A 26,193-nucleotide genomic window follows, 5' to 3' on the forward strand; every position below is an offset into this window, starting at 1 on the left:
CGCGACACAAGGCCGCTCCTACAGGGGTATGCGTAACCCCCTAGCATTCACAAAAAAGGCGACCCGCAGGTCGCCTTCTTCATTTCATACCGCGATCAACGCGCCGGGCCTTCGGCCACACCCAGGTCGTCGGTCGGACGAGGGTCGACCAGCGGCGAACCGCCGGAAGCCAGCTCCGACTGCAGGGTGTCGGTGTCCAGCTCCTTGACCCACTTGGCGACGACCACGGTGGCCACGGCGTTGCCGATCAGGTTGGTCAGGGCGCGGGCTTCGGACATGAAGCGGTCGATACCCAGGATCAGCGCCAGGCCCGCCACCGGCAGGTGGCCGACGGCCGACAGGGTCGCGGCCAGGACGATGAAGCCCGAACCGGTCACGCCGGCAGCACCTTTGGACGCGACCAGCAGTACCAGCAGCAGGGTGATCTGGTGGGTAATGTCCATGGGGGTGTCGGTGGCCTGGGCGATGAACACCGCGGCCATGGTCAGGTAGATCGAGGTACCGTCCAGGTTGAACGAGTAGCCGGTCGGAATCACCAGGCCCACCACGGATTTCTTCGCGCCCAGGCGCTCCATCTTGGCCAGCATGCGTGGCAGGGCCGACTCCGAGGACGAGGTGCCCAGCACGATCAGCAGTTCTTCACGGATGTAGCGGATCAGCTTGAGGATGCTGAAGCCATGGGCGCGGCAGATGCCGCCCAGCACGATCAGGATGAACATCACACAGGTGATGTAGAAGCAGGCCATCAGGTAGCCCAGCTGCACCAGCGAGCCCACGCCGTACTGGCCGATGGTGAAGGCCATGGCGCCGAAGGCACCGACCGGGGCCAGCTTCATGATCATGTTGATGATGTTGAACATCACGTGGGCGAAGCGGTCAATCAGGTCCAGCACCGGCTTGCCGTAGCTGCCCAGGCGGTGCAGGGCGAAGCCGAACAGCACCGAGAACATCAGCACCTGCAGGATGTCGCCGTTGGCGAAGGCGCCGACCACGGTGTTGGGGATGACGTTGAGCAGGAAGCCCACGGTGGTCTGCTGCGCGCCGGCTGCGGCGTAGGCGGCCACACTGCTGGCGTTCAGGGTGCTGACGTCGACGTGCATGCCGGCGCCCGGCTGGACCACGTTGACCACGACCAGGCCAATGATCAGGGCGATGGTGGAGACGATCTCGAAATACAGCAGTGCGTAGCCGCCGGTCTTGCCGACCGACTTCATGCTCTGCATGCCGGCGATGCCGCTGACCACGGTGCAGAAGATGATCGGGGCGATGACCATCTTGATCAGCTTGACGAAGCCGTCACCCAGGGGTTTGAGGGCTACACCGGTTTCCGGGTAGTAGTGGCCGAGCAGGATACCGATGGTGATGGCGACGATCACCTGGATATACAGCGATTTGTACAGCGGCTGACGAGTCGTCATGGCTAGATTTTCCTCAAGTGGGCCGGCGCATCCTTTTCTGGATGTCGGGGCACCTGAATCGCGAACCCTCCTGTACCCGGAGGGATTTGTCGTTGTGTTCGAGCGCCTGGGCAGGCCTCTGCCAGCTGAATAGCAAGGGCGATGCCAAAGTGCCCGCTTGAGGGGCGCAACCAATGTTTACTGGGTGTGAATGCCCTGGGATGGGGCGTAGAAACAGGCGGGGGATGGCGGATTTCCGCCCGATGGCGGAAATCGTACAAGCTGGGTTGGCGGGAATCCGCCTCAGGGGTGTCCGGTGGGAGCTGACATCACGGGGCAAGCCCGCTCCCATGCACCGCGACCCTAGGCCAGGAAGCCTCGCACAATCAATCGAGCCGAAAAGCGATGCGGAACGCAGCCCCGCCCAACGGCGAATCACCCAGGCTCAACTCGGCGTCATAGCTGTCGATGATGTCCTTGACCACCGCCAGGCCGATCCCCTGCCCCGGATGTTGGCGGTCCAGCCGCTCGCCGCGCTCGAGAATCCGCTCGCGCTGGTCCGGCGGCACGCCCGGCCCATCGTCCTCGACGCACAGTTCCAGCAGCCCCGGCGCTTGATGCAGGCTCACCCGCACCCGCCCCAGGCACAGCCGGTAGGCGTTCTCCAGCAGGTTGCCGAGCAGCTCCAGCAAGGCGCCCTGCTCCATGGGCACACGCGCCCGGGCCGGGATGTCGAGGCTGACCTCGACACGCTTGTCGCGATAAACCTTGGCCAGGGTACTGCACAGGCTGTCGAGCAGTGGCTTGAGCTCGACCTGATGGCGTACCAGGCCGCTCTTGCGCAGGCTGGCGCGCTGCAGCTGGTAGTCGATCTGCTGGCTCATGCGCTCGATCTGGCTCTGCAGCACCCGCGCCTGCTCGCGATCGCCCTGCTCCATGCTCTCGCCCACGCCCTGCAGCACCGCCAGCGGGGTCTTGAGACTGTGGGCAAGGTCATCGAGCGAATCGCGGTAGCGCTGGCGCTGCTCGCGCTCGCTGCGCAGCAGGCGGTTCAGCGAGCCGGTCAGGCGTAACAGCTCGCGTGGGTGCTCGCGGCTGAGCCCGTCCCGCGCACCGCTCTCCACGTCGTCGAGCTCGGAGCTGAGCCGGCGCAACGAGCGCAGCCCCCAGGTCAGGCCGGCCCAGAGCAGCACCATCAGCGCCAGCAGCGCCGCGCCGAAACCGAAGTACAGCTTTTCGCGCAGGCCATTGAGGGTGTCCTGGTACTCGCGCACCGGCTGCAGGGCGACGATGCTGAACGCCGCGCTCTTGCCGCCGAGCAGCTTGACCTCGACGTCGTAGACGAAGAACTCCTCGCCGTCGTCCTGATGAATGCGAGCGAATTCGTTGCCGCGCCCGTCGTAGCGCGGGTGATAGTTGATGTTGCGGTTGCGCGTGGCCCGCGATTGCCAGACCAGCTTGCCCTGGCGATCGAAGATGTAGCCGAGCAGGCCGGTGTAGGGCAGGTTGTAGCGTTCGTCGGGCAGCAGCGCCGGCATCTGCAACTGGCCGCGCTCGACCCGCGCCGCGGAAATCAGGGTTGTCACGTCCGAGGCCAGGCGCTGCTCAATCGACTCCTGCAGCGCCAGGCTGAACGCCTTCTGCAACGCCGGCAGCAGCGCCAGCATGAACAGCAGCGCCAGCAGCGCCGCCGCCAGCATCAGGCGTACGCGCAGCGACCGGATCATCGGCAGCGCTCGGTGAACAGGTAGCCCAGGCCACGCACGGTATCGATCGGCTTGAAGCCGTTGTCGCCTTCGAGCTTGCGACGCAGGCGGCCGACCAGCACCTCGATGACATTCGGATCGCGCTCCTCGTCGTCCGGGTACAGCTGCTCCATCAGCCGGTCCTTGGCCACCACCTGCTGGTGATGACGCATGAGGTATTCGAGGATGCGGTATTCGTAGGCGGTCAGCGCCAGCGGCTGCTCATCGAGGGTGGCCTGCTTGCGATTGAGGTCCAGCACCAAGGGGCCGGCGGCGATGGTCGACTGGGTGAAGCCGCTGGAGCGACGCAGCAAGGCGTTCAAGCGCGCTTCGAGCTCTTCGAACTGGAAGGGCTTGACCACGTAGTCGTCGGCACCGGCGGCCAGGCCTTCGACCTTGTCCTGCCAGTTGCCACGGGCGGTGAGGATCAGGATCGGGAAGGTCTGACCGAGGCTGCGCAGCTGGCGGATCAGGTCCAGGCCGCTCATGCCCGGCAGGCCCAGGTCGATCACCGCCAGGTCGTGGTTGTACTGCTCGGCCTGGTACAAGGCTTCCTCCGCGTTGGCCACCGCCTGCACCACGTGGCCGCCCTCACCCAGGCGGGTGAACAGGTGATGACGCAACAGGGCCTCGTCCTCGACCACCAGCAATTTCATGCAGCTCTCCTTTTTCGGTTGCCTGTGCGGGCCCTTTCGCGGGCAAGCCCGCTCCCACGGTTAATGCATCGCGAAAGGGCCGGTACAGGATAACAGCGACCTCAGAACTTGTAGGTAGCCGCCAGGTAGGTCTGCGCGCTGCTGGTCAGGCGCAGGGTACCGGCCTTCGGCCCACCGTGGTCACCGATCTCGGTGGCGGCATTGCTGCGCAGGTAACGGTAGCCCAGCTCCACCGAGGCATTGTCGGTCACTTCCTGGATCACGCCGGCCTGCAGGCCGACAGCGTAGCCATAGTCGGTGTCACGGCTCGCGCCTGGCGAGTCCTGGGTCAGCTTGGTCATGCCCAGGCTGCCGCCACCGAACAGCTTGGTGGTATCGCCGATCGGCAGGAACAGGTCGTAGCTGCCGAGCAGGTTTTCCTGGCGCAGCTTGACGCCGCCGTGGTCGCCCGACACGTTGTCGTAGGTCAGGTAGTAGCGGCCCTGGTCGTTGATCTTGCCCAGGCGCACGCCCCAGGTGTCGTCCTTGCCGATGATGCCGTCGGCGTTGAGGTTGTCGGTGTTGCGCTGCAGCAGGCCGGACTTGCGGACCTTGTCGCTGGTCTGGCCGTAGGTGAGGCTGGCGAAGTTGTCATCGGCCTGGGCTGCAGTGGTGAGGCCGGCGGCGCAAACCGCCATGGCGGCGATCAGGGTGTTGAGCGTTTTCATGGTTCAGGTACTCCGGGTTGGATGCGTTGTTTCTGTCTGGGGGCTAGAGTAGGGAGGGCGCCCTGAACCGCTGCTGAACCCAGCCTGAACCCCGGCTGAACGAATCGATCATCGCCGTAGAAGGAGCTCGACCATGCGTACCCTGCTTGCCCTGGCCTTGTTGTGCAGCGCCACCCTCGCCCAGGCGGCGGTGCAGACCCGCGAGATCCCCTACCAGGACGCCGACGGCAACCGCCTGGTCGGCTACTACGCCTACGACGACGCGATAACGGGCAAGCGCCCGGGCGTGGTGGTGGTGCATGAATGGTGGGGGCTGAACGACTACGCCAAGCGCCGTGCCCGCGACCTCGCGGCGCTGGGCTACAACGCCCTGGCCATCGACATGTACGGCGATGGCAAGAATACCGAGCACCCCGCCGACGCCCAGGCGTTCATGGCGGCGGCCATGAAAGACCCAGCAGCGGCGGCCCGGCGCTTCGATGCCGGGCTGGAACTGCTGAAGATCCAGCCCAACACCAACAAGCACCAACTGGCGGCCGTGGGCTACTGCTTTGGCGGCAAGGTGGTGCTCGACGCCGCGCGCCGGGGCGAGAAGCTCGATGCCGTGGTGAGCTTCCACGGTGCGCTGGTGACCCAGACCCCGGCCAAGCCCGGCGTGATCAGGGCGAAGATCCTGGTGGAGCACGGCGAGGCCGACAGTATGGTCACCCCGGAGCAGGTGGCGGCGTTCAAGGCAGAGATGGATGCGGCCAAGGCCGACTACAAGTTCGTCGGGATTCCGGGGGCAAAGCATGGGTTTACCAACCCGGATGCGGATCGATTGGGCCATGGGGGGCATGGCGGGCCGGATATCGGGTATGACAAGGCGGCTGACGAGAGCTCGTGGAAGGATATGCAGGCGTTCTTCAAGACGGCGTTTGACTGAGGATTTTGGGGCTGCTGCGCAGCCCTTTCGCGACGCAAGGCCGCTCCTACAGGGGTACGCGTTCTTCTGCAGGAGCGGCCTTGCGTCGCGAAAGGGCCGCAAAGCGGCCCCAAAATCTGTGCTCCACCACCAGCCATCAGGCTGGCACAATACCGACCATGAACAGACTCCCCACCTGCTGCGCCCCGCTCCAGCACCACTGGCCCCTGCCCCGCCCGGTTCCCGGCGCGGTGCTGGTCAGCTGCGCCTTCGACCCGGCCCGCCTGGCCGCCGACGACTTCCAGCGCGCCGGCATCGAGCAGACCGCCAGCCTGCAGCGCTCGGTGGCCAAGCGCCAGGCCGAATACCTGGCCGGTCGGGTCTGCGCCCGCGAAGCCCTGCAGCGCCTGGACGGTCGCGACTATGTGCCCGCCACCCATGAAGACCGCGCCCCGATCTGGCCCGCCGGCATCCACGGCTCGATCACCCACGGCCAGGGCTGGGCCGCCGCCGTTGTCGCGACCGACGGCCAATGCCGTGGCTTGGGCCTGGACCAGGAAACCCTGCTCAGCGAAGAGCGCGCCGAACGCCTGGCCGGGGAGATCCTCACCCCCGCCGAACTGGAGCGCCTGGACCGCAGCCAGCAGGCCCTGGCCGTGACCCTGACCTTCTCGCTCAAGGAAAGCCTGTTCAAGACCCTCTACCCGCTCACGAAACAGCGCTTCTATTTCGAGCACGCCGAACTGCTGGCGTGGTCCGCCGACGGCCGCGCCCGCCTGCGCCTGCTCTCCGACCTGTCGACCGAATGGCGCCACGGCGTCGAGCTCGATGGCCAGTTCTGCCTGCAGGACGGCCACCTGCTCAGCCTGATCAGCGTCTAGTCGCGCGGCTGCTCGCGCGGCCAGCTCAGGCTGAAGCACGCCCCGCCCAACTGTTCGCTGCGCCCGACCAGGGCGCGGCCGCCGTGCCAGTAGATGATCCTGCGCACGATCGACAAGCCCAGCCCATGCCCGCCCGAGGCGCGGGTGCGGCTATCGTCGAGGCGGGTGAACGGGGTGAAGATGCGGTGCCACACCCCTTCGGGAATCCCAGGGCCATCGTCCTCGACGTCGATGCGGCAGCGCTGCTGCCCCAGCTGATAGCTCAGGCGCACTTCGGATTCGGCATGGCGCATGGCATTGCGCACCAGATTCTGCAGGGCCCGGTGCAGGTAGCGCGGCTCGGCCTCGACCCGGGCGTCGCCCCCTTCGAGCCCCTGGCATTCGCCGCGCACCACCCGCACCTCGGCCCGCAGCGGCGCCAGTTCCTCGATCACCCGCGCCAGCAGCTCGTCGAGGTCCACCACCTGGAAATGCAGGGCCGGCGCGCCCTGCTCCAGGCGGGCGTAGGTCAGCATCTCGTCGACCAGCTTGTCCAGGTCCTGGATATCGCCGTCCATGCCGGCCAGGTGCTTGGCCCGGGCCTGTTCGGTGCTGGCGCTTTCGATCATCTCCAGACCGAAGCGCAGCCGCGCCACCGGGGTGCGCAGCTCGTGGGACACCGCCCGCACCAACTCGCGCTGCATGGTCAGCGAGCGCTGCAGGTGCTCGGCCATGCCGTTGAACGCCTCGGCCAGGCGCCCGACCGAGTCGGCGTCACCGGCTGGCACGCGGGTGTCCAGGCTGCCCTGGGCGATACGCGTGGCGGCCACCTCCAGCCCCGACACCCGCCGCTCCAGCTGTCGCACCAGCAGGTAGACCACCAACCCGATCAGGCACAGGCCAAGGAAGGCGATCAGGATCAGCAACTGCGGCGGATAGGGGTTGAGCTGGTACAGCGGGCCGATCTCCAGGACCCAGGGCGACCCGGCGAGCCCCGAGAACACCTGGATGGAATCGCCGTCCTTGCCCAGCGCCATCACCGTGTCACCCTCCTCCACACGACGCCGCTGGTCGTCGTCCAGCGCGGCGCGTTCGATGCGCTGCAGGGCGACATCGAAGCCGAAGCCCTTGCTCTGCCTGAGCTGCGCCAGACGGTTCTGCTGCTCGGTCACCGGGTAGCGCACCAGCTCGTCCGCCAACAGGTACAGGGTGGCCCGGGCCAGCTGTTCGCTGATCTGCTTCACCTCGGCCACCAGCAGCAGGTCCTCATGCCCGATCCGGCGCAGCACCCGGGCGGCATGCGGGCCGGTCTTCTCCACCACCACCAGGTCGCGATACAGGCGTGCGCGCTGCCCGCCATCGAGGGTGAACGCCGACATCGGCTGCAGATCCAGCGGCACGCCGAGCAGACGCTCCCAGATCACCAGCGAGCGCTTGCGCTCCACTTCGTTCTGCTGCGCCAGGTTGTCGGCCATCAGGCTGAAGGTGCCCTGGGCCAGGCGCTCGCGGTGCTGGCCGGCGCGGATCTCGTTGACCAGGTGCAGGCTGAGCACACCAAGCACGGCCACCAGCACCAGCACCGCGAGCATGCCGCCATAGATGCGCAGGAAGATCGAGTTCATGGCGCCTCGCCGACGAACAGGTAGCCCTTGCTGCGCAGGGTCTTGATCAGGCGCGGGGTGATCGGGTCGTCGCCGATCTTGGGACGGATCTTGGAGATGCGCACGTCGATGGAGCGGTCCTGGCCGTCGTAGCCGACGCCGCGCAGCGAGGTGAAGATCTCCTCGCGGGACAGCACCCGCCCGGCATTGCTGGCCAGCAGCCAGAGCAGGTCGAATTCGGCGCCGGTCAGCTCGATCAGCTGACCGTTCAGCCGCGCTTCGCGCTGGCGGCTGTCTATCTGCAGCGGGCCGAAGGTCAGTTCCTGGCGCCGCTCCGGGGCCTCGCTGCGGCGCAGCAGGGCGTTGATACGCGCCAGCAGCAGGCGTGGGCGCACCGGTTTGCAGACATAGTCGTCGGCGCCCTGGTCCAGGCCCTGCACCTGGTCGAGTTCGTCGCTGCGGGCGGTGAGCATGAGGATGGGCCCGGCGTACTGGCCGCGAACCCGCCGGCAGATGCTCAGTCCGTCCTCGCCGGGCAACATCAGGTCGAGAATCACCAGGTCTGGCTGGCTGTCGATGATGCGCCGGGCGGCGCGACCGCCGTCGCCTTCCACCGCCACCTCGAAACCGTTGGCCTGGAGGTACTCGGCGGTGAGCTCGGCGAGACGCTGATCGTCCTCGACGATGAGGATGCGGTTGATTGGCTGGTCCATGGCCTCCCCTTGTGTGCTGGTCTTTTATTGTTGTTCTTGCGTTGACCGCACTGGCCTCATCGCCGGCAAGCCGGCGATGAGGCCAGTGCAGGCAATGTAAATGCCTGATCCTACGGAAATTCCCTTTCACCAAAGCGCAACATCTGCCTTGGATACTACGTCCCGCCCCCACCCCTGCCAACCACCGAAAACAGCCCTCGACTGAACCGTTTCTTGTGATAGGGTGCGCGCCCGAAAAAAACCTCGCCCAGACGCGGAAACGGCAAAAAAGGGTGCAAACCACTTGGGACAAGGCCTACAGCGAATACCCACGGATGACTCACAAAGTACCCACAAGTTATCCACAGACGCCATCCTTGCAAAGCCCCCAAGACCGCATTATCTTGTATCCCCATCGCAGCGAACCACTAGATATTGGGTTTCGCGCAAAATCACAAACACAAGTCGGCAGGCAAGTTCAAGCGAATTTTCTGTCGGAACCAAACGTGATTTCAGCAGCCAAACCGCTCCTGCGGAGGCGACCGAGGCAAGCCCCCAGATGGCCTTGTTCGGGTATGAGTGTTGCAGGCCCCGCCTCACGCTCATCAGCAACAGATTTTGGGCTCGGCCCAGAACCTTTGACTTCGGCCAGGGAGCGGCAGGTTATTGCCCCTTATTCCTGAGTCTGTCCCGAAGTCGGTAAGCCCGAGCGGGCGCATGCGCGTGCATGACGCATCCCCGCCCGGGCCATCGAGCAAGTGGACGGAACGGTGGGCGCCGAACAGGCGCCTGAACATATAGAAACTGTGGAGACACCCACCCATGCAAACCGACACGACTCGCGAGAACCCGCAGGCCAAGGCGCCGCCGGCCGAATCCAGCCAGGATCTGGCCGCCACCGCCCCGGGCCAACTGCGCGTGATCAAGCGTAACGGCACTGTCGTCCCCTACACCGACGACAAGATCACCGTGGCCATCACCAAGGCGTTCCTCGCAGTCGAGGGCGGCACCGCTGCCGCCTCGTCGCGCATCCACGACACCGTCGCGCGCCTGACCGAGCAGGTCACCGCCACGTTCAAGCGTCGCATGCCATCGGGTGGCACCATCCACATCGAAGAGATCCAGGACCAGGTCGAACTGGCCCTGATGCGCGCCGGCGAGCAGAAAGTCGCGCGTGACTACGTGATCTACCGCGACCAGCGTGCAAAAGAGCGCGCCACCCGCAGCAACGCCGACGCCGTGGTCGAGCCGCACCCAAGCATCCGCATCACCCTCGCCGACGGCAGCCTGGCCCCTCTGGACATGGCCCGCCTGAACACCATCATCAGCGAAGCCTGCGAAGGCCTGGCCGAAGTCGATGGCGACCTGATCCAGCGCGAAACCCTGAAGAACCTGTACGACGGCGTGGCCCTGAAGGACGTCAACACCGCCCTGGTCATGACCGCCCGTACCCTGGTCGAGCGTGAGCCGAACTACTCGTTCGTCACCGCCCGCCTGCTGATGGACACCCTGCGCGCCGAAGGCCTGGGCTTCCTGAACGTCGCCGACAGCGCCACCCACCACGAGATGGCCGAGCTGTACGCCAAGGCCCTGCCGGCCTACGTCGAGAAAGGCGTCGAGTTCGAGCTGCTGGACCCTGCGCTGAAAGGCTACGACCTGGAGCGCATGGGCAAGGCCATCGACCACGAGCGCGACCAGCAGTTCACCTACCTGGGCCTGCAGACCCTGTACGACCGCTACTTCATCCACAAGGATGGCGTGCGCTTCGAACTGCCGCAGGTGTTCTTCATGCGTGTGGCCATGGGCCTGGCGCTGGAAGAGAAAGATAAAGAAGCCCGTGCGATCGAGTTCTACAACCTGCTGTCGTCCTTCGACTACATGGCCTCGACCCCGACCCTGTTCAACGCCGGTACCCTGCGTCCGCAGCTGTCCAGCTGCTACCTGACCACCGTGCCGGACGACCTGTCGGGCATCTACCACGCGATCCACGACAACGCCATGCTGTCGAAATTCGCCGGTGGCCTGGGCAACGACTGGACCCCGGTGCGTGCCCTGGGCTCGTACATCAAGGGCACCAACGGCAAGTCGCAAGGCGTCGTGCCGTTCCTGAAAGTGGTCAACGACACCGCCGTCGCCGTGAACCAGGGTGGCAAGCGCAAGGGCGCCGTGTGTGCCTACCTGGAAACCTGGCACCTCGACATCGAAGAATTCATCGAGCTGCGCAAGAACACCGGTGATGACCGTCGTCGTACCCACGACATGAACACCGCCAACTGGATCCCTGACCTGTTCATGAAGCGCGTCTTCGACGACGGCAAGTGGACCCTGTTCTCGCCGTCGGAAGTGCCTGATCTGCACGACCTGACCGGCAAGGCCTTCGAAGAGCGCTACGAGTACTACGAAGCCCTGACCGAGTACAACAAGATCAAGGTGTTCAAGACCATCCAGGCCAAAGACCTGTGGCGCAAGATGCTCTCGATGCTGTTCGAGACCGGCCACCCATGGCTGACCTTCAAGGACCCGTGCAACCTGCGCAGCCCGCAGCAGCACGTGGGCGTGGTCCACAGCTCGAACCTGTGCACCGAGATCACCCTGAACACCAACAAGGACGAGATCGCGGTCTGCAACCTGGGCTCGATCAACCTGCCGAACCACATCAATGACGGCAAGCTGGACACCGCCAAGCTGCAACGCACCGTGAACACCGCCGTGCGCATGCTCGACAACGTGATCGACATCAACTACTACTCGGTGCCGCAAGCGCGTAACTCGAACTTCAAGCACCGCCCGGTCGGCTTAGGGATCATGGGCTTCCAGGACGCGCTGTACCTGCAGCACATCCCGTACGGCTCGGACGCTGCCGTCGAGTTCGCCGACAAGTCGATGGAAGCGGTCAGCTACTACGCGATCCAGGCTTCCTGCGACCTGGCCGACGAGCGCGGCGCCTACGAGACCTTCCAGGGTTCGCTGTGGTCCAAGGGCATCCTGCCGCTGGACAGCCAGCAGATCCTGATCGAGGCCCGTGGCCAGAAGTACATCGACGTCGACCTGACCGAGAGCCTGGACTGGGCCCCGGTGCGCGAGCGCGTGCAAAAAGGTATTCGTAACTCGAACATCATGGCCATCGCGCCGACCGCGACCATCGCCAACATCACCGGCGTGTCGCAGTCCATCGAGCCGACCTACCAGAACCTGTACGTGAAATCGAACCTGTCGGGCGAATTCACCGTGATCAACCCGTACCTGGTCCGCGACCTGAAGGCCCGCGGCCTGTGGGACTCGGTGATGATCAACGACCTGAAGTACTACGACGGTTCGGTGCAGCAGATCGAGCGCATCCCGCAAGAGCTGAAGGACCTGTACGCCACCGCGTTCGAAGTCGAGACCAAGTGGATCGTCGATGCCGCCTCCCGTCGCCAGAAGTGGATCGACCAGGCCCAGTCGCTGAACCTGTACATCGCCGGCGCTTCGGGCAAGAAGCTGGACGTGACCTATCGCATGGCCTGGTTCCGTGGTCTGAAGACCACCTACTACCTCCGTGCCCTGGCCGCGACCAGCACCGAGAAGTCGACCATCAACACCGGCAAGCTCAACGCCGTGTCGAGCGGCGGCGACAGCGCCCCGGTCCAGGCCGCGGGCCCTGCCCCGGTACCGAAGGCCTGCGCCATCGACGAGCCGGATTGCGAAGCCTGCCAATAAGGGCCTGATGCCGCAGAGGGGTGCCCAAGGGTGCCCCTCTGCGGCATTTTTGCATCCGCGCAATGACCTGTTGAAGCGCAGTCCTGTAGGAGCGGCCTTGTGTCGCGAAAGGGTCGCGCAGCGGCCCCAGGATCTCAGCTCTGGCGCAAGATCGCTGGGGCGGCCATGCCGCCCTTTCGCGACACAAGGCCGCTCCTACAACAACCGCGAAACCACAACATCCTGTACCAACAAAATAAAAACACACAACATGTAGTGCTAGGCACTATTTGCCGCTAAACTCCCTTCCCGTATAAAGACAACACGAGTTACCGTGAACGGACGCGCAAAAAACCGGTCGAAAAATTACCCTCGCCCGCCAGACTCGCGCCCCGATCGAAAGCGAATTCCGGTATACTCCGCCCCTCTAAAAAGGGCACCCTTTCAAGTCCCTGGCCCCTCCCCGAGGCCTGGCCAGGCACGAACCCAGATGTAACGAGAGTCAGCCTCTCGAGCTGTCCATTCGCCGTAACGGCCTTGCGTCAGGCATCACATTCTTAAAATCCAACCGGTTGCCCCGCGCAACCCTCTAGCAGGAGCCAGGACCATGCTGAGCTGGGACGAATTCGACAAAGAAGACGGTGAAGTCGCCGCCAAGGCCAACACCCCCGCACAAGCCGCAGCCGCCACCACCCTCGACAAGCTCGACAGCGCCGGCGGTGCCGCCGCCCTGGAAGCCCGCGCCGCCACCGCCGCTGACTCCGATGCGGTCAAGCGCGCCAAGGCTGCCCTGGACGCCCTGGACATCGCCGAAGGCCTGGCCGAGCTGGAAGGCTCCTCGGCCCGCGTCGCGGTCGATGAAAAGCGCATGATCAACTGCCGCGCCGACCTCAACCAGCTGGTCCCGTTCAAGTACGACTGGGCCTGGCAGAAGTATCTGGATGGCTGCGCCAACCACTGGATGCCGCAAGAGGTCAACATGACCGCCGACATCGCCCTGTGGAAGAGCATGGACGGCCTGACCGAAGACGAGCGCCGCATCGTGATGCGCAACCTCGGCTTCTTCTCCACCGCCGACTCCCTGGTGGCCAACAACCTGGCCCTGGCCGTGTATCGCCTGATCACCAACCCCGAGTGCCGCCAGTACATCCTGCGCCAGGCCTTCGAAGAGGCGATCCACACCCACGCCTACCAGTACTGCATCGAGTCGCTGGGCATGGATGAAGGCGAGATCTTCAACATGTACCACGAGATCCCGTCGGTCGCGAAGAAAGCCGCCTGGGGCCTGAAGTACACCCGCGCCATCTCGGATCCGGAGTTCAACACCGGCACCGTCGAGACCGACAAAGAGCTGCTGCGCAACCTGATCGCCTACTACTGCGTACTGGAAGGCATCTTCTTCTACTGCGGCTTCACCCAGATCCTGTCCATGGGCCGCCGCAACAAGATGACCGGCGTCGCCGAGCAGTTCCAGTACATCCTGCGCGACGAGTCCATGCACCTGAACTTCGGCATCGACGTGATCAACCAGATCAAGATCGAGAACCCGCACCTGTGGGATGCCGCGATGAAGGAAGAGGCTACCCAGATGATTCTGCAGGGTACCCAGCTGGAGATCGAATACGCCCGTGACACCATGCCACGCGGCGTACTGGGCATGAACGCGGCGATGATGGAGGATTACCTCAAGTTCATCGCCAACCGTCGACTGACCCAGATTGGTCTGAAGGAAGAGTATCCGGGGACCACCAACCCGTTCCCATGGATGAGCGAAATCATGGACTTGAAGAAGGAGAAGAACTTCTTTGAGACTCGGGTGATCGAGTATCAGACGGGTGGGGCTTTGAGCTGGGATTGATCGGCTCTGCTACCTAGTGAGGCTGCCTGAGGGCAGCCTTTTTTGTTGCTGCAAACTGATGCGGACATTTAACAGAAACAAAAACCTTGAATCGCCGCAGGGGCTTGGACCGCGAAGCCGGTGCCATCCTTCGCGGAACAAACCCGCTCCCACGCCCTCATCTGCTCACAATGGACTTAGTGAGCGACATCCAGCGGCATCCGGTACTCGATCACTCCCGGCTTCTCGGCAATCCAGTCATACAACCGCTGCGCAGTCCGGTTGGTCTCCTGGGTATGCCAGTACAGCCGGTCGCACTGCTGCTGCCGGGCCTGGTCCTGGACGTACTCGATAAGCCGTTTGCCGACCGTTCGGCCTCGTGCGCTCGGGCATACGAACAGATCTTCCAGGTAGCAGAAGTCGTTGCGCCCCCAGGTCGAGCGGTGGAACACGTAGTGGACGAAGCCGAATATCTGCTCCCCATCGGTGGCCACGGCGCAGTGCATGGGCTCGGCCGGGTCGAAGAAGCGGGCCCAGGTGCGCTCGGTGATGGCTGGGCCCAGGTCTACTTGGTAGAAGGCCTGGTATTGCGCCCAGTGGTCGCGCCAGGGCTGCAGGTCGGCTTGCTTAGCTTCGCGAATGAAAACGGGCAGTTGGGTGGTGGTCATTGGTGGAACCCCTTTTGGGCAAAGCAGTGTGAATGAGTGAGGGGGCCGGCCTGCCCGTAGCGCTTGCCTTCCGTGGTGGTTGCTTGCGGGCTTGGGTTTTATAGCGGATAAATGGTTGGTTTTTACCTGCCAATTAATCAGAAATAGCCAGACCAATTTGGAATTCTGGATAGGGGTAAGGCTTGAGATTGTCGGGGGCGCTTTGCGCCCCTTTCGCGACACAAGGCCGCTCCTACAGGAGGGGCGCGCGGCCGCCTGTAGGAGCGGCCTTGTGTCGCGAAAGTGCTGCAAAGCAGCCCCGGCATTGGCAGCCATTAATCAGCCCCATCAGCCAGGGAATCATGCCAATGTTCAAACACGCGCAGCTGGAATCGGTGAAAGCCTGGATCAACGACCCCGCCCACGGCGCGTTGGCCTTGCATGTGCGCATCCAGCGGGCGATCCGCCAATTGATCCTCGACGGTGCACTGCCAGCGGGCAAGGCGCTGCCCGCCTCGCGCCCGCTGGCCCAGTCCCTGGGCGTCTCGCGGGATACCGTGGAGTCGGCCTACAGCCAGTTGCACGCCGAGGGCTTCATCGAGCGGCGCGTGGGCAGCGGCAGCTTCGTGTCGCAACGGGCCCGCTGCCTGCCGTCGCGCAAGCGCCAGCGCCCAGTACATCAGGAAGCCCCGGTGCAGTTGAGCCGCCGAGGTGAAGCGGTGTTGCACAGCGGTGGCGTCCACAACTTCCAGTCGCCCCGCCCCTTCGCCCCGGGGGTGGCCGAAACGCGGCACTTTCCCCTGGCCATCTGGGAGAAGCTGGAGCGGCAGGTGTACAAGGAGTACGGCACGCGGGCGCTGGAACACAGCGAGCCGCAGGGCATGGCCCCGTTGCGCAGGGCAATCGCCGACTACCTCAACCTCGAGCGCGGGGCCCAGGCCTCCGCCGAGCGCATCCTGATCCTCACCAGCTCGCAACAGGCCCTTGGCCTGTGCGCCCAGGTGCTCATGGACGCAGGTGACAAGGTCCTGGTCGAGGACCCGCTGTACCAGGGCACCCGCAAGGCTGTCACTGCGGCTGGCCTGGAGTGCGTACCAGTCCCGGTGGACGCGCACGGCCTGCAGGTGGACGCCATGGCCCGGCTGGCGCCGGATGCCCGGGCGGTGTTCCTCACCCCTTCGCACCAGTACCCGACCGGCGCGACCCTGTCGCTGGACCGACGCCTGCTGGCGATCGAATGGGCGCGCCAGCAACAGGCCTGGATCATCGAAGACGACTACGACAGCGAGTTCCACTACGCCGGCCGCCCCACCGCCTGCGTGCAGGGCCTGGACCCGCATGAACGCACGCTGTACATCGGCACCTTCACCAAATCGCTGTTCGCCGGCCTGCGCATAGGCTATCTACTGCTGCCACCTCAGCTCGTCGCGCCGATGACCGCCGCCCGAACACTGCAGGACGGACATAACGCCTCCATCGCCCAGCTGACCCTGGCCCGGTTCATGGAGGGCGGGCACTTCAACGCCCATGTGCGGGCCATGCGCGCGCGCTACGCCGAGCGGCGGGATGTGCTGGCGGATCTGCTGCGCAGGCACCTGGGGGCGTTTCTCGTGCCGCAGGTGCCCGCCGGCGGGCTGCAGATGCCCTGTCACTTCGTGCAGGGCTTGCCTGAAGACGCCGTGATCAGGGCAGCACGCGGGGTGGGGATCGATCTGCTGGGGCTGGGCAGCTTGTATGCAGCGCCGAGAAATGACGCCGGGTTGCTGATGGGGTTTGCAGCACTGACACCTGCCGAGATGAAAACCGCAGTCGTGAAACTGCAGAATGTGCTGGCAAGACTGGCCAGGTAAAGACGCCCAGTCTCACGTGTATTGGAAAACGCCCGCCCTCTGTATCTATTGCAGGTTCTCCCTTCCTTCCACCATCCCCTCCACACTCCCCGGATGGCTGAAGGAACCCGCATCATGGCTGCCCTGCTGCTGCAAATCTCCCCCATAGGCCTGGTGATCGCCCTGATCCTGCTGCTGCGCCGTCCGCCCGTGCAGGCGGCGCTGGCCGGCGTGGCCGGTGTCCTGCTGCTGTGGGGCCTGGGCGCCGCGCAGCCGCTGTCGGCGGCAGTGTCGGCGATGATCCTGCAGGACACCCTGGTGTTGTTCCTCAGCATTGGCTGCGTCATCGTTCCGGGCCTGGCCTTCGTCATCCTGGTCGAACGCACCGGGGCGCCGCAGGCGATCGGCGCCTGGGTGCGGGAACTGGGCTGGACGCCGCCGATGCAGGTGACCTTCATTGTGCTGGGCCTGGCGCCACTGCTGGAGGCGATGACCGGCTTCGGCGTGTCGCTGATCGCCACCGTGCCGCTGCTGATGGGGCTGTTTTCGCGCCAGGTCGGCATGAAGATCGCCTTGGCGGGCATGGTGGTGATGCCGTGGGGCACCCTCGGGCTGGCCACGGTGATCGGTGCACTGCTGGCCCATGTCCCGGCGCAGGCGCTCGGTAGCCACTCAGCCTTGGTCAGCGCGCCGGTGTTCCTCGCCCTGGCCGCGGTGGCGTTCGCATTGGCGCGGGTCCGCAGCGCCCAGGCGTGGCTCGGGCTGGTGCTGGTCTCATTGCTGTTCAGTACCGTGCTGTATGCAATCAATCGCTGGATCGGACCGGAAACCGCGGGTGTGTTGGCCGGGCTCGCGGTGGCCTGCGTCGGGCTGGGAATATCCTGGGCGAGGCGCGGGGCGTTGCTGCGCTGGCCACAGACGGCATGGCCATACCTGGCACTGCTGGGGGTGATCATCGCATCGCGAGGCGTGTTCCTGCTGTCGGGCTGGGATGGCCTGTGGGTGGTGCAAGGCGCCAATGTGTCATGGAAGCCGCTCGCCTCGCCGGGCCTGGCCCTGCTGCTGGTGGTGCTGATGATGATCGGGCGCCAGGGCTCGCGCTTCCCGTGGCAGGCGCTGGTGACACGGGCGCAGTTTCCGCTGGCGACGATCTTCCTGTTCCTGCTGCTCTCCCAAGTGATGGTCAAGGCCGGGTTCCTGGTCGAGGCGCAACGGGCGTTGCAAGCGCTGTCCGGGGCCTCGCTGGCCTCGACGGTATCGCTGCTGGCGGGCCTGGCCGGTTATGTCACCGGCTCCAGTGTCGGCGGCACCACGCTGGTGATGCCTGCCATCGCGGCCTTGTCCGGCACCCACGGTCCCTGGCTGACGGCCATGGCCAACAGCGCCGCGGGGCATGGCGCGCTGGGCTCGTTGTCGATCCTGTCGCTGATCATCGGGCTGGCCGGGGCCAACCGCGAGGAAGAACACGGGCTGATCCGTTTCGGCTTTGCCCTGGTGCTGCTGAACATCGTCATCGTGGCTGCAACCGGCGTGGTTTTGCTCTACCTTTCGGGAGCCCCCGCCTGACACGACACAAGGCCCCCATGGACCGAAACCGCAAGCCCGACAAACGCTGGCACGCCATCAACGCCTGGCTGCTGCGCCAGATCGACAGCGGCGAATGGCCCAGCGGCACGCAACTGCCCTCGGTGCGCGAGCTGGCGCGGCTGTTCGACAGCAGCATCACCACCGTGCAACGGGCCCTGGCGGAGCTGGAGACCAATGCCTATGTGCAGGCCACGCCACGGGTGGGCTATTTCGTCGCCAAGGGCGCGGCGCAGGCGCCGGGCTTCGATCTGGCCAGCGTGAGCGTCAACGTCAACCGTGCGGTGGTCGCCATGCTCGCCCAGGCGGCCAGCAGCACCACGCTGTCGTTGAGCTCGGCGGTGCTGCATGACGAGCTTACGCCCCAGGTACTGCTGAACAAATGCCTGCTGGCGCTGGCCGGCAAGGCCGATCAACCGCTGGCCGGCCTGATCGCCCCGCCCGGCCTCGCTTCGCTACGCCGACGTATCGCCGGGCTGATGCTGCAACGCGGCGTGGCTTGCAGCCCCGACGATATCCTGGTGACCTCGGGCGACACCGTGGCCCTGGAGCTGGCCCTCGAAGCCGTCGCCCGGCCAGGTGCCACGGTCGCCATCGAAACCCCCACCTACTACGGCATCCTGCAGGCCATCGAACGCCTGGGGATGCGTGCCCTGCCCATTCGCACCCACGCCGGCAGCGGCATCGACCTCGATCACCTCGAACGGGCGGTGAAGCAGCGCAAAGTGGATGTGATCTTTCTCAACCCGACGCTGCAGAACCCGCAAGGCTTCATCATGCCCGACAAGGCGCGGGCACGGCTTTCGGGGCTCGCGCGGGAGGCGGACGTGCCGATCATCGAGGACGATATCTTCTTCGACCTGGCGGATGAGGCGCAGCGCCCCAAGGCCATCAAGCACTACGACACCACCGGGCAGACCCTTTACTGCTCTTCGTTCTCCAAGACCGTGGCACCGGGATACCGGGTGGGCTGGTGCGTGGCGGGGCGCTATCGGGATGCGGTCCTGGCACAGCTGTTCTCGCGCAACCTGGCGGTGTCGAGCCTGGCGCAGCGGGTGCTGGATGAGTTCATTGGACGGGGGTACATGGAGGCCCACTGCGCGAAGCTGCGCGGGCGGCTGGCGGCGCAGAGCGAGGTGGTGGAGGCGCTGGTGCGTTCAGTGTTTCCGGCGGGGACGCGGTATGTAGCGCCGCAGGGCGGCTTTATCCATTGGATCGAGTTGCCGGAGGGGACGGACATGGCGGCGCTGCAACGGCTTGCCGCGGAGCGTGGCTGCAATGTGGGCGCCAGCGGGATGTTCTTTGCCGATGGGGAGTGTGGAACAGGGTTGCGGGTGTGCCTGGGGCGGGTGATTACGCCGGAGGTGATGGGCGGGTTGAGGGTGCTGGCGGAGTGTGCCGCGCTCTCGAGGTCTTGATTGCGCTTGAGGTACTTGGGGCCGCTTCGCGCCCCTTTCGCGACACAAGGCCGCTCCTACAGAGGTACGCGCTCCCCTGTAGGAGCGGCCTTGTGTCGCGAAAGGGCTGCGCAGCAGCCCCAGCTTCGAGGATCAGGCCAAGTGCGCCTGGCTGCGCAAATGCTCGGCCAACATATCGATAAAGGTACGCACCTTGGTCGAACCATATTTGCTCTCGCGATGCAGGATATGGATCGGCCACGGCGCTTCCTCGTACTCCGCCAGGATCACCTGCAAGCGCCCGGTCGCCAGCTCGTCGGCCACCTGGTACGACAGCAGCCGCGCAATCCCGAGCCCGGCGCTGGCCGCAGCGATGGCGGCATCGTTGCTGGTCACGGTCAGACGCGGCTTCATGCGGATCAGCGTCGGATCATCGATGGCGCCAAAGCGCCAGTCGGTGCGGGGTGACAACGTCCCGGCGGCGATGACCTCGTGCTTCTGCAACTCCGAAGGGTGGCGCGGCGTGCCGTGGCGTTCGAGGTACTCGGGCGAGGCGCACAGCATCCGACGCATCCGCCCCACGCGCAGTGCCTTGAGGCCGGAATCGGGCAACTGGCCGATGCGCACCGCGACATCCATGCCCTCCTCCACCAGGTTCACCACGCGATCGAGAAAATACGCCGACACATCCACCTCGGGATACTGCTGCAGGTAGCGCACGATGCAGGGCATGACGAACTTCCTGCCGAACAGGATCGGCGCGGTCACCGCCAGGTCGCCCTTGGGCGCGGCGTTGATGCCGGCGGCGGCTTCGTTGGCTTCGACGATGCTGGCGAGAATGTGCCGGGTGTCTTCCAGGTAGCGCCCGCCCGCCTCGGTCAGGCGCACGCTGCGGGTGGTGCGCAGCAGCAGCTTGACCCCGAGCTGTTCCTCCAGGGCGCTGACGGCGCGGGTCACCGCCGCCGGCGAGATGGCCAGGCGGCGGGCGGCGGCGGCGAAGCTTTCCAGCTCGCCCACGGCCACGAACACTTTCATCAGGTGGATCTGGTCCATGCCGCGCCCCACGCGTTGTCGTGGAGCGATTATTCCAGCGCTCACGCTAGAGCTCCAGCACCAAGGATGGCGTGCCGTCCTGGGTCTGGGCCGGCACCGCGCAGCAGATCAGCACACTGCCGGGCTCGGGCAGCTCGGCGGGCGGGTTCGGGTAATGCACCTGGCCGCTGACCAGCCTGGTCTTGCAGGTGCCGCAGGCGCCACTGCGACAGCTGAAGTCCGGTGACAGGCCGCGGCGCTCCGCCAGTTCCAGCAGCGTGCCGCTGTCGGGTGTCCAACGGGCTTCCTTGGCAGAGCTGGCGAAGTGCACCGGCACAGGTTCAGTGGCAGGCGGGGGTTGTTGCAGAGCGGGTCGATCGTCGTCAGTGCGACGGCGCAGGGTCGAGGGGCCGAAGGCTTCGGCGTGAATGCGCGCGTCGGGCACGTGCACGGCGCGCAGGCCTTCGTACAGGTCCTGGATGAAGCTGGCCGGGCCGCAGAGGTAGAAGTCGTAGTCGTCCAGTGCCAGCGTGGCCTTGATCTGATCGATGCCCAGACGGCTGGCGAACGCGTAGTCACGGCCCTGAACGGCGTGTACTTCCGGCTGGCTCAGGGCGCGATGGATGCTCAGTAGGCCATCGGATTGCTGTTCGAGGGCGGCAAGCTCCTGCTGGAACGGCAGGTCGGCCAGGGTGCGCGCACCGTGGAACAGGTAGATGCGGCGTGCCGACTCCCGGGCCAGCTGCTCGCGGAGCATGGCGATCAACGGTGTGATGCCGACGCCCGCACCGACCAGCACGATAGGCCGGTCGCTCTGCTGGTCGAGGGTGAAGTTGCCCATGGGCAGGCGCACGTCCAGAGGGTCACCGACCTTCACCTGCTCATGCAGGTATCGCGATGCAGGCCCCTGCGCCTTGACGCTGATGCGCAGCTGACCCGACGACGGTGCACTGGACAGGCTGTAGGTGCGAATCAGCGGTGCCTGGCCATCGAGCCGCAGACGCACGGGGATGTGCTGTCCGGGGGCAAAGGCCACGGGTGCACCATCGTCGGGCTGAAGGTAGAACGAGCGGATATCGCGACTCTCCTGCTCAATGCGCTGTACTCGCCAGGTGAGCCATCGACGCTGCCGTTCGCGCTGTTGCAGGCGCTGCTCGGCCTCGGCCCAGGTGCCGGTCATCAAGCTGGTCGGTGCGTACTCCTGGAAGGCCCAGCGCAGCGATACGGCCGCCGGACGGAACACCACGTGCTCGATATCCAGGGTCCAGATCCGTTCGGCGCCTTCGAAGGCACTGGTCAGCGGGCTGTCGAGCATGACCTCGGCGCGCCCGCAAACCTGCAGCGCATCGCCGGTGACGAAGTCGACGAACAAGAGGCCCGCGACCGGGTTCAGCAACAGGTTCCCGAGGGTGTTGAAATGCAGGTTGCCGGCATAGTCGGGAATGGTCAGGCGATTGCCCTCGACCCTGACGAAGCCCGCTCGACCACCTCGATGGGACACGTCCACCGAGCGCTGGCCATTCGCCTGTTCGACGTAGCTGGCGACGAAGAACGTGTCGGCGCTTTCGACCCTCGCGCGGGTATCGGCATCGAGTGTCGTCGAGTCGTGGCGCCCCTGGGCAGGCGCGTCGACACGGGTGTATTCGCGCCGCTGGATGTACTGCGGGCAGTTGCCGAAGGACTGTTCGACCACCACTTCCAGCTGACCGGCGCTGGCGCCACGGATCAGGCCATTGAGACGATTGCGCCGCCGCGTATGCAGCTCGATCCCCAGCAGGCCGATCGCACCGCCGGCAACCAGGCCCGGGGTGGCCGGATCATCGACGGCAGGGGCGACGCCGATCAGCAGTTGCCGTGGATCGGGCGAGCTGACGAAGCCTTCCGGACCTTCGAGCAGCGTCGCCCAGGGCCTGCCAGCGGCGTCCACCGCACCGGCCACCAGGAACGGCAACTGATGGTAGAACGCGCGATGCTGCTCGGGCATGTAGTCGCGGATGACCTTTTGCCCGAACACCTCCATGCGCTCGGCAACGCCGACTTGCTCCTGCAGCCGTTTTTCACCTGCATGCCAGGGAGAGCGCATGGTGGCATTCCTCAGGGCTCAGAGAGTGGTCTGCAAGCCGATGACCGTGCGAGGCATCGGCACGAAGCCCGGCAGCGCCTCGATACGGGCCAACCAGGCGCGCACATTGGGGTAAGCCTCCAGCGACACGTTGCCCTCCGGCGCATGGGCGATGTACGAGTAGTTGGCAATGTCGGCGATGGTCGCCTGGTCACCGACCAGGAATGGGCCCTTGGCCAGTTCGGCGTCGATCACCTTGAGCAGGGAGTGGGCGCGACCGATGACTTCATCGGTGTTGAACGAGGCGCCGAACACGGTCACCAGGCGCGCGGCGGCCGGGCCGAAGGCCAATGGACCGGCCGCGACCGACAGCCAACGTTGCACACGGGCGGCGCCGACCGGATCCTGGGGCAGCCAGCGCTCGCCCCCGTAGGCCTTGGCCAGGTAGACCAGGATGGCGTTGGAGTCGGCGATGACGGTGCCGTTGTCATCGATCACCGGCACCTGGCCGAACGGGTTGATGGCCAGGAACTCGGGCTGCTTGTGCTCGCCCTTGGCCAGGTCGACGAACACCAGTTCGGTAGGCAGTTCGAGCAGCGACAGCATCAACTCGATGCGATGGGCGTGGCCGGATTTGGGGAAGTTGTAGAGCTTGATCGGGCTTGGCATGTGCAGGGCTCCGGATCAGCGCCGGGAGTGGCGCTGCTGGAGGACATGCTGCACTGGATCGCCCGACAGCAGAATCAGTGCCGGGAACAATCCAGTATTTCGGCAAATGGAATAATCGCTTGTGGGAGCGGCGGTGCGCCGATGCGACTTGCCCCGCGATTACCCAATCAATGCCGCTGTTGTCTCTGGTACTGATACAACCCCCGCGCCGCCTCGACCACCAACGGCACACAGGCCTGATGCTCATCGAAGCTCATCGAATCGAGCAGCTCGAAATTGTCTTCCAGCCCATGCAGGGAAATGGCCTTGAGCAGACGATCCTGCTCCGGCGGCAGCTCGCTCCACTCGGCCACCTGGGTGCCACGCATGTAGCCAAAGCACCATTCCTCGAGAATGATTGTCGGGCCCTCCTCGCCTTCGCTTTCCTCAAACAGGGGTTCGAAGTGCTCAAGGTCATCGGCCAATTCTTCCGCCACCTGGCTGGCATAACGCAGCATCAGCGCGGTGTAGGCCTCTTCATGGGCGGGCTTCTTGAACTTGGGAACCTTGCCGCCAGCGACAGCGGGCAGCCATTGTTCGGGGTTGACCTTGCTGGGGGAGCTGGCCAAGGCAGTGAAGAAACCATTGAGCTCGGCGAGATTGAGCACCGAATAGTCGTTGCCGTAGGTGATCAGCAGGTCTTCGAGGCGGTCGAGTTCTTTTTCGCTGAGCGCAGGGAGCATGGGCGGGTGTCCTAGGGTGGAATTTTGGGTGCACCCTAGCACATGAGGAAAGACATCGAGGGAAATGTGACCAGAACAAAAGCTATCGCGGGTCAAGCCCGCTCCCCAAAAGCCTATATTGGCTCTGTGGGAGCGGGCTTGACCCTCGATAGAGGCGTGTTAGCCCTTAGACCGCCAGCGCGCGCTCACGCAGCTCGCTGTTGAGGATACGGTCGTTTTCGCTGTAGTCCACCGGGCAGTCGATCACGTGCACGCCCGGGGTCTTGATGCAGTGCTCGAGCAGCGGCAGGAAGCCTTCGGCACTTTCCACGCGGTGGCCATTGGCGCCGTAGGCTTCGGCGTACTTGACGAAGTCCGGGTTGCCGTAGTCCAGGCCGAAATCGGTGAAGCCCATGTTGGCCTGCTTCCAGCGGATCATGCCGTAGCCGTCGTCACGCAGGATCACCACGGTCAGGTGCATGCCCAGACGCACCGCAGTTTCCAGCTCCTGGCTGTTCATCATGAAGCCGCCGTCGCCACATACCGAGATCACCGGGCGATCCGGGTAGACCAGATGCGAGGCCATGGCCGATGGCAGGCCGGCGCCCATGGTTGCCAGGGCATTGTCCAGCAACACGGTGTTGGGCTTGTGCGCCTTGTAGTTGCGGGCGAACCAGATCTTGTAGATACCGTTGTCCAGAGCAACGATGCCTTCGGACGGCAGGGCGCGGCGGATGTCGGCGACCATGCGCTGTGGGTAGATCGGGAAGCGGTCGTCGTCGGCGCCTTCAGCGATCTGCGCTTCGTTGGCTTCACGGATGGCCATCAGGCGGGTGAAGTCCCAGTGACTGGTGTCGGTCAGCGCTTCGCTGATCTGCCACACGGCGTTGGCGATGTCGCCGATCACTTCCACCTGCGGGAAGTACACGGCATCCACCTCTGCCGAGCGGAAGCTCACGTGGATCACTTCGGTACCGCCGCGCACCATGAAGAACGGCGGCTTCTCGATCACGTCGTGACCGATGTTGACGATCAGGTCGGCGGCCTCGACGGCGCGGTGAACGAAGTCACCGGAGGACAGCGCGGCGTTGCCCAGGAAGCGCGGGTGGCGCTCGTCGACCACGCCTTTACCCATCTGGGTGGTGATGAACGGGATGCCGGTCTTGTCGATCAGTTGCTTGAGAACCTTGGCGGTCATCTTGCGGTTGGCGCCAGCGCCGATCACCAGGATCGGATTACGGGCGTTCTTCAACTTTTCGACGGCAGCTTCAATGGCCACGTGCTCGGCCAGCGGGCGACGGTGCAGGCTTCGCGGGATCGGCAGCGCGTCGGTCTGTTCGGCGGCGATGTCTTCCGGCAGCTCCAGGTGCACGGCGCCTGGCTTCTCTTCCTCGGCCAGACGGAAGGCCTCACGCATGCGGGCCGGGATGTTATCGGCCGAGGCGAACTGGTGGGTGTACTTGGTGATGGGGTCCATCATGCCGCACACGTCGATGATCTGGAACCGACCTTGCTTGGACTTCTTGATCGGCTTCTGGCCGGTGATCATCATCATCGGCATGCCGCCCAGGTAGGCATAGGCACTGGCGGTCACCAGGTTGGTCGCGCCAGGGCCGAGGGTCGACAGGCTCACACCGGTCTTGCCGGTCAGGCGGCCATAGGTGGCGGCCATGAAGCCCGCGGACTGCTCGTGGCGAGTCAGTACCAGCTTGATCTTCGATTTGCGCAGGGACTCGAGCAGGTCGAGGTTTTCCTCACCGGGAATGCCGAACACATATTCGACACCTTCGTTTTCCAGGCATTGCACAACGACATCGGCGGCCTTGGCCATCTTGCTTCTAACCTCAATTAATAGGACGGTGAAAGTCCAGAAATGCGCAGCACGGTACGCTGGCATCGCTCGGTCCGGGTGCCAGATTGCCCCGAACCTAAGCCTTGACGCAGGGTAGGTACGGGGAAGTCACGTAATGTGACGGCAATATTGTCGCACCTGTGACGCGGCGGTGTGAGGTAGCCGACGAGCAAAGGATATTTGCATGATCGTCAGCAAACGAATCCCTGTGTAGGAGCGGCCTTGTGCCGCGAAAGCGCCGCAACGCGGCCCGGACAATCCTGAAACAGATCCAAGATCCTGGGGCCGCTACGCGTCCCTTTCACGACACGAGGCCGCTCCCACAGGATTTTGGGAATACAGG

Annotated in this window: 19 protein-coding genes; 7 read left to right on the forward strand and 12 right to left on the reverse strand. The window is 64.9% G+C overall.

Going from position 1 to position 26,193, the window contains the following annotated elements; all coding sequences use genetic code 11:
• Positions 1-95: 95 nt before the first annotated feature.
• From N7422_RS26300 to N7422_RS26315, 4 genes are all read right to left on the reverse strand, one after another.
• On the reverse strand, positions 96-1,418 hold the full coding sequence (locus N7422_RS26300) for a dicarboxylate/amino acid:cation symporter (RefSeq protein WP_279809267.1): 1,323 nt from the start codon (positions 1,416-1,418) through the stop codon (positions 96-98).
• Positions 1,419-1,783: 365 nt separating this feature from the next.
• Positions 1,784-3,124, reverse strand: coding sequence for an ATP-binding protein (locus tag N7422_RS26305; RefSeq protein ID WP_279809268.1), 1,341 nt, complete (start codon positions 3,122-3,124; stop codon positions 1,784-1,786).
• Positions 3,121-3,798 carry a response regulator gene (locus N7422_RS26310; protein WP_028690933.1) on the reverse strand — a complete coding sequence of 226 codons (678 nt, stop codon included), beginning with the start codon at positions 3,796-3,798 and terminating at the stop codon, positions 3,121-3,123. Before N7422_RS26310 ends, N7422_RS26305 begins: the two co-directional genes overlap by 4 nt.
• 101 nt (positions 3,799-3,899) lie before the next feature.
• Positions 3,900-4,505 (reverse strand): hypothetical protein, encoded by a 606-nt coding sequence (locus tag N7422_RS26315; RefSeq protein ID WP_279809269.1) that lies wholly within the window; start codon positions 4,503-4,505, stop codon positions 3,900-3,902.
• A 133-nt stretch (positions 4,506-4,638) separates the two neighbouring features.
• Here N7422_RS26315 and N7422_RS26320 point away from each other — a divergent pair, with 133 nt between their 5' ends.
• Both N7422_RS26320 and N7422_RS26325 read left to right on the forward strand, forming a co-directional pair.
• Positions 4,639-5,430, forward strand: a complete 792-nt coding sequence (locus N7422_RS26320; RefSeq protein ID WP_279809270.1) for a dienelactone hydrolase family protein — start codon at positions 4,639-4,641, stop codon at positions 5,428-5,430.
• A 158-nt stretch (positions 5,431-5,588) separates the two neighbouring features.
• The gene (locus tag N7422_RS26325; RefSeq protein WP_279809271.1) at positions 5,589-6,290 is read left to right on the forward strand and encodes a 4'-phosphopantetheinyl transferase superfamily protein; all 702 of its coding nucleotides are present in this window, start codon (positions 5,589-5,591) and stop codon (positions 6,288-6,290) included.
• On the opposite strand, the gene N7422_RS26330 is transcribed toward N7422_RS26325, so the two are convergent.
• Complete coding sequence (locus N7422_RS26330) at positions 6,287-7,891, reverse strand: ATP-binding protein (RefSeq protein ID WP_279809272.1); 1,605 nt, start codon at positions 7,889-7,891, stop codon at positions 6,287-6,289. The two genes, N7422_RS26325 and N7422_RS26330, sit on opposite strands and share 4 nt — an antisense overlap.
• Positions 7,888-8,583 carry a response regulator transcription factor gene (locus N7422_RS26335; protein ID WP_279809273.1) on the reverse strand — a complete coding sequence of 232 codons (696 nt, stop codon included), beginning with the start codon at positions 8,581-8,583 and terminating at the stop codon, positions 7,888-7,890. The genes N7422_RS26330 and N7422_RS26335 overlap by 4 nt, the downstream gene beginning before the upstream one ends.
• 801 nt (positions 8,584-9,384) lie before the next feature.
• On the opposite strand from N7422_RS26335, the gene N7422_RS26340 reads away from it, so the two are divergent.
• Entirely contained in the window at positions 9,385-12,261 is a 2,877-nt protein-coding gene (locus N7422_RS26340; protein WP_279809274.1) for a ribonucleoside-diphosphate reductase subunit alpha, read from the forward strand.
• 586 nt (positions 12,262-12,847) lie between these two features.
• Positions 12,848-14,098 (forward strand): ribonucleotide-diphosphate reductase subunit beta, encoded by a 1,251-nt coding sequence (locus N7422_RS26345; protein WP_214500462.1) that lies wholly within the window; start codon positions 12,848-12,850, stop codon positions 14,096-14,098.
• Between the two features lie 176 nt (positions 14,099-14,274).
• Here the strand turns inward: N7422_RS26345 and N7422_RS26350 are convergent, their stop codons facing one another.
• Positions 14,275-14,745 carry a GNAT family N-acetyltransferase gene (locus N7422_RS26350; protein ID WP_279809275.1) on the reverse strand — a complete coding sequence of 157 codons (471 nt, stop codon included), beginning with the start codon at positions 14,743-14,745 and terminating at the stop codon, positions 14,275-14,277.
• Between the two features lie 347 nt (positions 14,746-15,092).
• On the opposite strand from N7422_RS26350, the gene N7422_RS26355 reads away from it, so the two are divergent.
• The 3 genes from N7422_RS26355 (at position 15,093) to N7422_RS26365 (ending at position 19,555) form a co-directional block, all read left to right on the forward strand.
• The gene (locus N7422_RS26355; protein ID WP_279809276.1) at positions 15,093-16,574 is read left to right on the forward strand and encodes a PLP-dependent aminotransferase family protein; all 1,482 of its coding nucleotides are present in this window, start codon (positions 15,093-15,095) and stop codon (positions 16,572-16,574) included.
• Positions 16,575-16,688: 114 nt separating this feature from the next.
• Complete coding sequence (locus tag N7422_RS26360) at positions 16,689-18,119, forward strand: L-lactate permease (protein WP_279809277.1); 1,431 nt, start codon at positions 16,689-16,691, stop codon at positions 18,117-18,119.
• A gap of 17 nt (positions 18,120-18,136) precedes the next feature.
• Positions 18,137-19,555, forward strand: coding sequence for a PLP-dependent aminotransferase family protein (locus tag N7422_RS26365; protein ID WP_279809278.1), 1,419 nt, complete (start codon positions 18,137-18,139; stop codon positions 19,553-19,555).
• Between the two features lie 132 nt (positions 19,556-19,687).
• Here the strand turns inward: N7422_RS26365 and N7422_RS26370 are convergent, their stop codons facing one another.
• From N7422_RS26370 to N7422_RS26390, 5 genes are all read right to left on the reverse strand, one after another.
• Positions 19,688-20,587 (reverse strand): LysR family transcriptional regulator, encoded by a 900-nt coding sequence (locus N7422_RS26370; RefSeq protein ID WP_279809283.1) that lies wholly within the window; start codon positions 20,585-20,587, stop codon positions 19,688-19,690.
• A gap of 46 nt (positions 20,588-20,633) precedes the next feature.
• Positions 20,634-22,649: a pyridoxamine 5'-phosphate oxidase family protein gene (locus N7422_RS26375; RefSeq protein ID WP_279809279.1), complete on the reverse strand. Its 2,016-nt coding sequence runs from the start codon at positions 22,647-22,649 to the stop codon at positions 20,634-20,636.
• 18 nt (positions 22,650-22,667) lie between these two features.
• The gene (locus tag N7422_RS26380; protein ID WP_279809280.1) at positions 22,668-23,297 is read right to left on the reverse strand and encodes a glutathione S-transferase; all 630 of its coding nucleotides are present in this window, start codon (positions 23,295-23,297) and stop codon (positions 22,668-22,670) included.
• Positions 23,298-23,464: 167 nt separating this feature from the next.
• Positions 23,465-24,019, reverse strand: coding sequence for a UPF0149 family protein (locus tag N7422_RS26385; protein WP_279809281.1), 555 nt, complete (start codon positions 24,017-24,019; stop codon positions 23,465-23,467).
• A gap of 166 nt (positions 24,020-24,185) precedes the next feature.
• On the reverse strand, positions 24,186-25,829 hold the full coding sequence (locus N7422_RS26390) for an acetolactate synthase large subunit (protein ID WP_279809282.1): 1,644 nt from the start codon (positions 25,827-25,829) through the stop codon (positions 24,186-24,188).
• Positions 25,830-26,193: the final 364 nt, after the last annotated feature.

Origin of the sequence: Pseudomonas sp. GD04091, assembly GCF_029836165.1 — a bacterium.
Lineage (GTDB): Bacteria > Pseudomonadota > Gammaproteobacteria > Pseudomonadales > Pseudomonadaceae > Aquipseudomonas.